We start from the raw sequence: 6,731 nt of genomic DNA on the forward strand, positions 1-6,731 counted from the left end.
ACCGGAATGCTCGATGAGAGCGACTATGAGCGCGACGATGACGCCGCGCCGATCGACATGCTGGAAAGCTACTTCGCGGCGCATGGCTGGAACCATACGCGCGAAGAGGATGAGGTGGTTGCCAAGGTAAAGGGCAGCTGGACCGAATATGAGCTGCGCGCGATCTGGCGCGAGGATGACAGCGTGCTGCAGTTCCTGGCGTTCCCGGATGTGCGCATCCCGGACGAGCGCCGCGGTGCGATTTACGAGACGATCGGGCTGGTCAACGAACAGCTGTGGGTCGGCCATTTCGAGCTGTGGTCGTCGAGCGGCATCCTGCTCTACCGCCACGCCGCGATGATCCCCGGCGACGACGGCGCATCGATCACGCTGCAGCACACCGAATTGCTGGTCGAAAGCGCGATCGACGAGTGCGAACGCTTTTACCCGGTGTTCCAGTTCGTCCTGTGGGGTGGCAAGACCCCGAAGGACGCGATTGCGGCGGCGCTGATCGATACGCGCGGCGAGGCGTAACGGAAGCGCGAGCGCCTCCCGCCGCCGTTCAGGTAATCAAATAATCGACGATCGCGTTGCCGCGAACAAACAAGACCACGACCTGTGCTTTGCCGCTCGCTTGGTCGGTGATCTTGTACATGTGCGTTGTCGTGTTCGCGGGCCCAGGTGATGCGATCCCCTTGCCCCCAAGCACTTTCGCTACTGCGGAGAAGGATTTGCTCTCCTTTATAAGCGCTTCGACCGCTGCCGTATCGACCGATCGGCTTGGAACCTTGGCACCATCGATCTGACGAACGCCGGGAGCAACCTCCGTGACGCCCGGCGTTTCTGATTCTTGCCCTGGGTTGGTGGGCAACAAAAGTCCCGCAATCACAATTGCGTACAGCATTGAATTTTCTCCATCGGTCCATTTTGCACGTGCGCGAAAATCACCCCTCCGGCCCGATCGTCTTCACCACCTTGCCCGTGTCGTCGAGGAAGTCGATTGCCGCGCCGCCGTCGGGCGCGACCTTGAGCATCAGGCGGGGTTTGCCGCTCGCGTCCTGCAGCATCACCACCGATGCCTTGTCGCGCGACTTGCCGACGAACAGGCGGGGGGCGCCCCTCGACGCATCGGGGCGGATCGCGGCCTTGCCATCGGCCTTGGTGAACATGCTTTCCGAGCCACGGTCGGAGATGATCAGCGCGGCGCTGTCGCGGTTGCCATTGTCGGTCTGGAGCAGCTGAAGCGTCTGGTCATTCTCATAGCGGTCGAAGGTCAGGCTCGCGCCGCCATTGACCGTGTCGCCATCCTTCTTGCCGGCCCAGATCAGGCCGCCATTCTCGGTCCCTTCGTCATTCATGAACAACATGCCCGCAGCAAAGGCGCGGTCGGGGCGGGCGATCTCTTCGCCCTTGTAAAAGGCGCCGGGGAAGCGGCCCTTGCTAGCGATCACCAGTCGCAGCGTGCCGTCGGGTTCGCGGACATTAATGCGCTCGACGTCGATCGTACCGAATTTCTGCGGTTTAGCGGCCGCGACCAACGCCACCGCCGCGATCGTTACCGCCGCACCCGTCACCAAACCCTGCCAATACGCCATTATAGTCTCCGAAAATTGCGAAAGCGGAACGTACCGGCTGGCGAGACCCGGTCAACCGAAGGCGGTGCTATTTCCGGGGCTTGACCCGGCGCGGTGCTTCTTGGACGGGCGTCGGGCAATAAGCGGAGTGGCAGCGATGACGACCCCCAAGACCCTGTGGCTGATCGGATGCGGCAATATGGCCGGGGCGATGCTGCGGCGCTGGATCGCGGCGGGAACGGTGCAGGGGGCGGACGTGTTCGTCCTCAACCGCAGCGACCGCGAGCTGCCCGATGGGGTGCGGCAGGGGCGGGTGCTGCCCGACGGCGCGCTGCCCGACGCGGTGATGCTGGGGGTCAAGCCGCAGCAGCTCGACGCGATCGCCGAGCAGATTGCGGACCGCATCGCCGGCGTGCCGATGCTGGTGTCGATCCTCGCCGGGGTCGAGGAGGCGGCGCTGGCGGCGCGGTTCGATGCGGGCGCGATTATCCGCGCGATGCCCAACCTGCCGGTCGAGATCGGCAAGGGCGTGGTCGCGCTGCACAGCGACAGCGCCGATGCGAACGCGCGCGACGGGGTGGGCGCGCTGATGGCGCCACTCGGCCTGGTCGAATGGGTCGATGTCGCGCGGTTCGACGCGGTGACCGCGCTGGCGGGCAGTGGCCCGGCGTTTGTCTATCGCTTCATCGACGCGTTGGCTGAGGCTGGCACTGCGGTCGGCATCCCGGCCGATCAGGCGCTGCGGCTGGCGCTGGCGACGGTCGAGGGCGGGGCGCTGCTCGCCGCCCGGTCGAGCGACAGCCCCGCGATGCTCGCCGACAGGGTCGCCAGTCCCGGCGGGTCGACGCGCAAGGGGCTCGACATGCTCGACGCCGACGCGGCGCTGGTCCGGCTGCTCACCGCGACGCTGGACGCGTCCGAGCGCCGCAACGCCGAACTGGCCGCCGCCGCGCGCGGCTGACGCGGAACGTCCAACCCGCTGAAAACGTTGTCGCGCCAATATCCAACCGATGGAGGCGATGATGGCGACCAAGACGCAGAGCAGAGCGAACCAGGCAGACAATCAGGCCCGCGACAGCCAGGGCCGGTTCAAGGAAGAGAGCAGCTGGGGCGGCAGCTTCGGCGCAATTGCCGGCGCGACCGCGGCGGGTGCCGCGCTGGGCGTGCTGGCAATGCTCGGCCGCAAGGCGGCGGTGCAGTCGCCGACGATGCTGGCGGGGGACTGGATGGACGGGCTGATCGCCGAGCATCAGGCGGTGCTCAAGCTGCTCGACGCGATCGCGGCGACCGACGACACCGCCACCGCGCGCCGCACGATGATGCTGACCCAGCTCAAGCACGCGCTGGCCAAGCACGCGATCGAGGAGGAAAATGTGATCTATCCCGCGCTGCGCGAGGCGGGGAAGGTCGCGGAAGCCGATGCGCTCAACAGCGAGCACGGCTATGTGAAGCAGCACCTCTATGAACTCGACAACATGCCCGCCGCGAGCCCGCAGTTTCTGGCGACGATCCGCAAGCTGCGCAGCGAACTGGAGGAGCATATGAAGGACGAGGAAGAGCGGCTGTTCCCGCAGCTGCGCGCCAGCCTGTCGGACGAGAAGAACGCGGTGCTGACCAAGGCGATGAACCGCGAGGGGTTCAAGGTGGCGTGACCCTAACGCCCCAGGTCTGACACCCGCTTGCGCTCGTCGGCGGGGATCAGGCCTTCGAGCACTGCCCAGAAGCCCCCGACCGCCGCCTGTCCCGCCGAGGAATAGGCGGCGGTCATCTTTTCGCGCAGCGCGTCGAACAGCTGCGCCTCCAGCTGTGTCCCCGCAGGGGTCAGCCGCAACAGCCGCTGCCGCCGATCTTCGCGCCCCGGGCGCGTCTCGATCAGCGCGCGTTCGGTCAGGTCGGTCAGCACCCGGCCGAGCGACTGCTTGGTGATCGCGAGCAAGGTGATCAGCTCACCCACCGTGATGTCGGGCTGGCGCGCGACGAAGTAGAGCGCACGATGATGTGCGCGGCCCAAGCCCTGTGCTGCCAGCCCTTCGTCGATCGAGCGGGTGAGGTTGCTGTAGCCGAAGTACAGCAGTTCCACGCCCCGCCGGATTTCGGCCTCGCGAAGAAATAGTGGGGACGCAGTTGGGACAGCCATGTTGACCTGTTTTGCCATCGGGCTTAGGCCTGCGCAACGCCCAATTCCGGGGCCATGCGGGAGAGTGAAGTGAGCAGCACGACGTTCCAGATCGAAGCCAATCCGGCTCCCGTCGCGGCGAACGAGCGCACGCGGCTGCTCGCCGACCCGGGCTTTGGCAAGCTGTTCACCGATCATATGGCGATGATCCGCTGGTCGGACAGCCAGGGCTGGCACGATGCCAAGATCACCGCGCGCGGCCCGCTGATGCTCGATCCGGCCACCGCCGTGCTGCATTATGCGCAGGAGATTTTTGAGGGGCTCAAGGCCTATCGCCTGGCCGATGGCGGCACTGCGCTGTTCCGTCCGGAAGAGAATGCCCGCCGCTTCCGCGAATCCGCGCGGCGCATGGCGATGCCCGAACTGCCCGATGATCTGTTCATCGGATCGCTCGAGGCGCTGGTCGCCGCCGACCGCGACTGGATCCCCAGCCTAGAAGGCGGGTCGCTGTACCTGCGCCCGTTCATGTTCGCGAGCGAGGTGTTCCTGGGCGTGAAGCCGGCGAGCGAATATCTCTACCTTGTCATCGCCTCGCCCGCTGGCGCCTATTTCAAGAGCGGGGCCAAGGCGGTCACGATCTGGGTGTCGGACCATTATACCCGCGCTGCCCCCGGCGGGACGGGGGCGGCCAAGTGCGGCGGCAACTACGCCGCCAGCCTGGTCGCGCAGGCCGAGGCGATCCAGCAGGGCTGCGATCAGGTCGTGTTCCTCGACGCGGTCGAGCGCCGCTGGGTCGAGGAACTGGGGGGCATGAACCTGTTCTTCGTGTTCGACGACGGCAGCATCGTCACCCCGCCGCTGACCGGCACGATCCTGCCCGGCATCACGCGCGAATCGATCATCGCGCTGGCGCGCGAGCAGGGGATCACGGTGCGCGAGGAACCCTATGCGATCGACCAGTGGGAAGCCGACGCCAAGAGCGGGCGACTGGTCGAGACCTTTGCCTGCGGTACCGCGGCGGTCGTCACCCCGGTCGGCCAGGTCAAGAATCGCGCTGGCGGCTTCACCATCGGCAGCGGCGGGCCGGGACAGGTCACCGAAGCGATCAAGGCACGGCTGACCGCGATCCAGCGCGGCGAGGCGCCCGACCCGCATGGCTGGGTGCATCGCTTCGGCTGAGCACGGCAGCGCCAGCCCGTCATCGATCGCGGCAGGCGCCGTCTAAAACCCCCTTTTCAGCAGCGGCGCGGCGCTTTAAGGGCCTCGCTTCCACGACATGGTGGGGCGTAGCCAAGCGGTAAGGCAGCGGTTTTTGGTACCGCCATGCGCTGGTTCGAATCCAGCCGCCCCAGCCAGTCACAGCGGATTTGCGAGCCGGCCCGGTCCGCACCGCGCGGGTTACCGCCATTTTGTCACATTTGCGCGATAGCCGACCGGTTTCTGTGGAGACCTGTCGATGTTCGCACGCGCCGCCCTCACCACCGTCCTGATGCTCGGCGTACCGGCCGCGACGGCCCAGCACACTGCCCCCGAACTCGTGCGCGGCGCGCGTGGCGATGTGCGCGAGCCGGGCGGCGCGCGGCGGCTCGCGGGGGACCAGCAGGCCCAGCTGCGCAAGCTCGCCCGGCCGGCGACGGTCCGGAACGTCATCCTGCTGATCGGTGACGGCATGGGCGATTCCGAAATCACCATCGCCCGCAACTATGCCGAAGGGGCGGGCGGCTATTTCAAGGGGATCGATGCGCTGCCCTTTACCGGGCAGATGACACATTATTCGCTCGATCGCGAAACGGGAAAGCCGAACTATGTCGCGGACAGCGCGGCGACGGCGACGGCCTGGGCGTCCGGGGTCAAAAGCTATAATGGCGCGATCGGCGTCGACCTGCAGGGGCGGCCGCATCGCACGCTGATCCAGATGGCCAAGGCCGCAGGCCTCGCCACCGGCAATGTCACGACGGCTGAAGTGCAGGATGCCACCCCGGCGGCGCTCGTCGCGCATGTGACGCATCGCCGTTGCTATGGCCCGGAAGCGACCAGCCGCATTTGTCCGGCCAATGCGCGCGAGAATGGCGGGCTCGGGTCGATCAGCGAGCAGATGCTCGACACGCGCGCCGACCTGGTGCTGGGCGGCGGGGCGGCGAGCTTTGCCGAACTGGCCAAGGCCGGACCGTATGCGGGCCGGAGCGTCGCCGATCAGGCGGCCGAGCGCGGGTTCCGCATCGTGCGCGATGCCGATGCGCTGGCGGCGGTGACGCGCGCCGATTCGACCCAGCCGCTGCTCGGCCTGTTCGCGCCGGGCAACCTGCCGGTCCGCTGGCTCGGCCCGCGCGCGAGCGTGCGCGGCAATCTCGACAAGCCGCCGGTGACGTGCCAGCCCAATCCGCAGCGCACGGCCGAAATGCCGACGCTCGCCGCGATGACGCGCAAGGCGATCGCGCTGCTCAAGCCGAACCGCAAGGGCTTCTTCCTCCAGGTCGAAGGCGCATCGATCGACAAACAGGATCATGCCGCGAATCCGTGCGGGCAGATCGGCGAGACGGTGGATCTGGACGAAGCGGTTCAGGTCGCGCTCGAATTTGCGCGCGCCGATGGCAATACGCTGGTGATCGTCACTGCCGATCACGCGCACAGCAGCCTGATGATCGCCAATGGCACGCGCGCGCCGGGGCTGACTGCCGCGCTGGCAACGCGTGAAGGAGCAATCATGACCGTGCATTACGGCACGGCCGAGGAAGGGTCGCAGGGGCATACCGGCGCGCAGCTGCGCGTTGCTGCCTATGGCCCGCGCGCGGCGAATGTCAGCGGGCTGCTCGACCAGACCGATCTCCACTACATCATCCGCGACGCGCTGCGGCTCAAATGAGCCGCGCGGGGAGGGGCGTGCGGAGGGGGTTTCGAGAAAAATCGCATGCCCCCGAAAAAAGATGATCGAATCGCTTGACGGGATTCGATTCGACCCGTAGATGCCCACTCCACCGACGCGGTGCTCCAGACGGAACGCTTTGTTGGTCACCAAAAACCAGGCGCACGGTTCGCCCCGGAACAAGGGGTTAGACGGTGCG

8 protein-coding genes and 1 tRNA gene are annotated in these 6,731 nt (G+C 66.8%); 6 read left to right on the forward strand and 3 right to left on the reverse strand.

Annotated features, from left to right (window positions below; all coding sequences use genetic code 11):
- Positions 1 to 6: 6 nt before the first annotated feature.
- Positions 7 to 513, forward strand: coding sequence for a YbjN domain-containing protein (locus J2Y54_RS16055; RefSeq protein ID WP_310041223.1), 507 nt, complete (start codon positions 7 to 9; stop codon positions 511 to 513).
- A gap of 28 nt (positions 514 to 541) precedes the next feature.
- Here J2Y54_RS16055 and J2Y54_RS16060 read toward each other — a convergent pair whose 3' ends face one another.
- Entirely contained in the window at positions 542 to 883 is a 342-nt protein-coding gene (locus J2Y54_RS16060; RefSeq protein WP_310041226.1) for a hypothetical protein, read from the reverse strand.
- A 40-nt stretch (positions 884 to 923) separates the two neighbouring features.
- Positions 924 to 1,574, reverse strand: a complete 651-nt coding sequence (locus J2Y54_RS16065; protein ID WP_310041228.1) for a hypothetical protein — start codon at positions 1,572 to 1,574, stop codon at positions 924 to 926.
- 136 nt (positions 1,575 to 1,710) lie between these two features.
- On the opposite strand from J2Y54_RS16065, the gene proC reads away from it, so the two are divergent.
- Entirely contained in the window at positions 1,711 to 2,514 is an 804-nt protein-coding gene (gene proC / locus J2Y54_RS16070) for a pyrroline-5-carboxylate reductase (RefSeq protein WP_310041231.1), read from the forward strand.
- A 61-nt stretch (positions 2,515 to 2,575) separates the two neighbouring features.
- Positions 2,576 to 3,205 (forward strand): hemerythrin domain-containing protein, encoded by a 630-nt coding sequence (locus J2Y54_RS16075; RefSeq protein ID WP_310041234.1) that lies wholly within the window; start codon positions 2,576 to 2,578, stop codon positions 3,203 to 3,205.
- A gap of 2 nt (positions 3,206 to 3,207) precedes the next feature.
- On the opposite strand, the gene J2Y54_RS16080 is transcribed toward J2Y54_RS16075, so the two are convergent.
- On the reverse strand, positions 3,208 to 3,690 hold the full coding sequence (locus J2Y54_RS16080) for a MarR family transcriptional regulator (RefSeq protein ID WP_310041237.1): 483 nt from the start codon (positions 3,688 to 3,690) through the stop codon (positions 3,208 to 3,210).
- A 54-nt stretch (positions 3,691 to 3,744) separates the two neighbouring features.
- On the opposite strand from J2Y54_RS16080, the gene J2Y54_RS16085 reads away from it, so the two are divergent.
- The 3 genes from J2Y54_RS16085 to phoA all read left to right on the forward strand — a co-directional run bounded on the left by J2Y54_RS16085 (position 3,745) and on the right by phoA (position 6,532).
- Entirely contained in the window at positions 3,745 to 4,848 is a 1,104-nt protein-coding gene (locus tag J2Y54_RS16085) for a branched-chain amino acid aminotransferase (RefSeq protein WP_310041239.1), read from the forward strand.
- Positions 4,849 to 4,949: 101 nt separating this feature from the next.
- Positions 4,950 to 5,024 (forward strand) — tRNA-Gln (locus J2Y54_RS16090).
- A 101-nt stretch (positions 5,025 to 5,125) separates the two neighbouring features.
- On the forward strand, positions 5,126 to 6,532 hold the full coding sequence (phoA, locus tag J2Y54_RS16095; protein WP_310041241.1) for an alkaline phosphatase: 1,407 nt from the start codon (positions 5,126 to 5,128) through the stop codon (positions 6,530 to 6,532).
- Positions 6,533 to 6,731 lie beyond the last annotated feature (199 nt).

It is taken from the genome of Sphingomonas sp. BE123 (assembly GCF_031456015.1).
In the GTDB taxonomy this organism is placed as follows: domain Bacteria; phylum Pseudomonadota; class Alphaproteobacteria; order Sphingomonadales; family Sphingomonadaceae; genus Sphingomonas.

Excerpts from the sequence above, each read along its gene's own strand:
- J2Y54_RS16085 (WP_310041239.1), top strand. The coding sequence starts at position 3,745 with ATGCGGGAGAGTGAAGTGAGCAGCACGACGTTCCAGATCGAAGCCAAT.
- phoA (WP_310041241.1), top strand. The coding sequence starts at position 5,126 with ATGTTCGCACGCGCCGCCCTCACCACCGTCCTGATGCTCGGCGTACCG.
- J2Y54_RS16060 (WP_310041226.1), bottom strand. The coding sequence starts at position 883 with ATGCTGTACGCAATTGTGATTGCGGGACTTTTGTTGCCCACCAACCCA.
- J2Y54_RS16055 (WP_310041223.1), top strand. The coding sequence starts at position 7 with ATGCTCGATGAGAGCGACTATGAGCGCGACGATGACGCCGCGCCGATC.
- proC (WP_310041231.1), top strand. The coding sequence starts at position 1,711 with ATGACGACCCCCAAGACCCTGTGGCTGATCGGATGCGGCAATATGGCC.
- J2Y54_RS16065 (WP_310041228.1), bottom strand. The coding sequence starts at position 1,574 with ATGGCGTATTGGCAGGGTTTGGTGACGGGTGCGGCGGTAACGATCGCG.
- J2Y54_RS16080 (WP_310041237.1), bottom strand. The coding sequence starts at position 3,690 with ATGGCTGTCCCAACTGCGTCCCCACTATTTCTTCGCGAGGCCGAAATC.
- J2Y54_RS16075 (WP_310041234.1), top strand. The coding sequence starts at position 2,576 with ATGGCGACCAAGACGCAGAGCAGAGCGAACCAGGCAGACAATCAGGCC.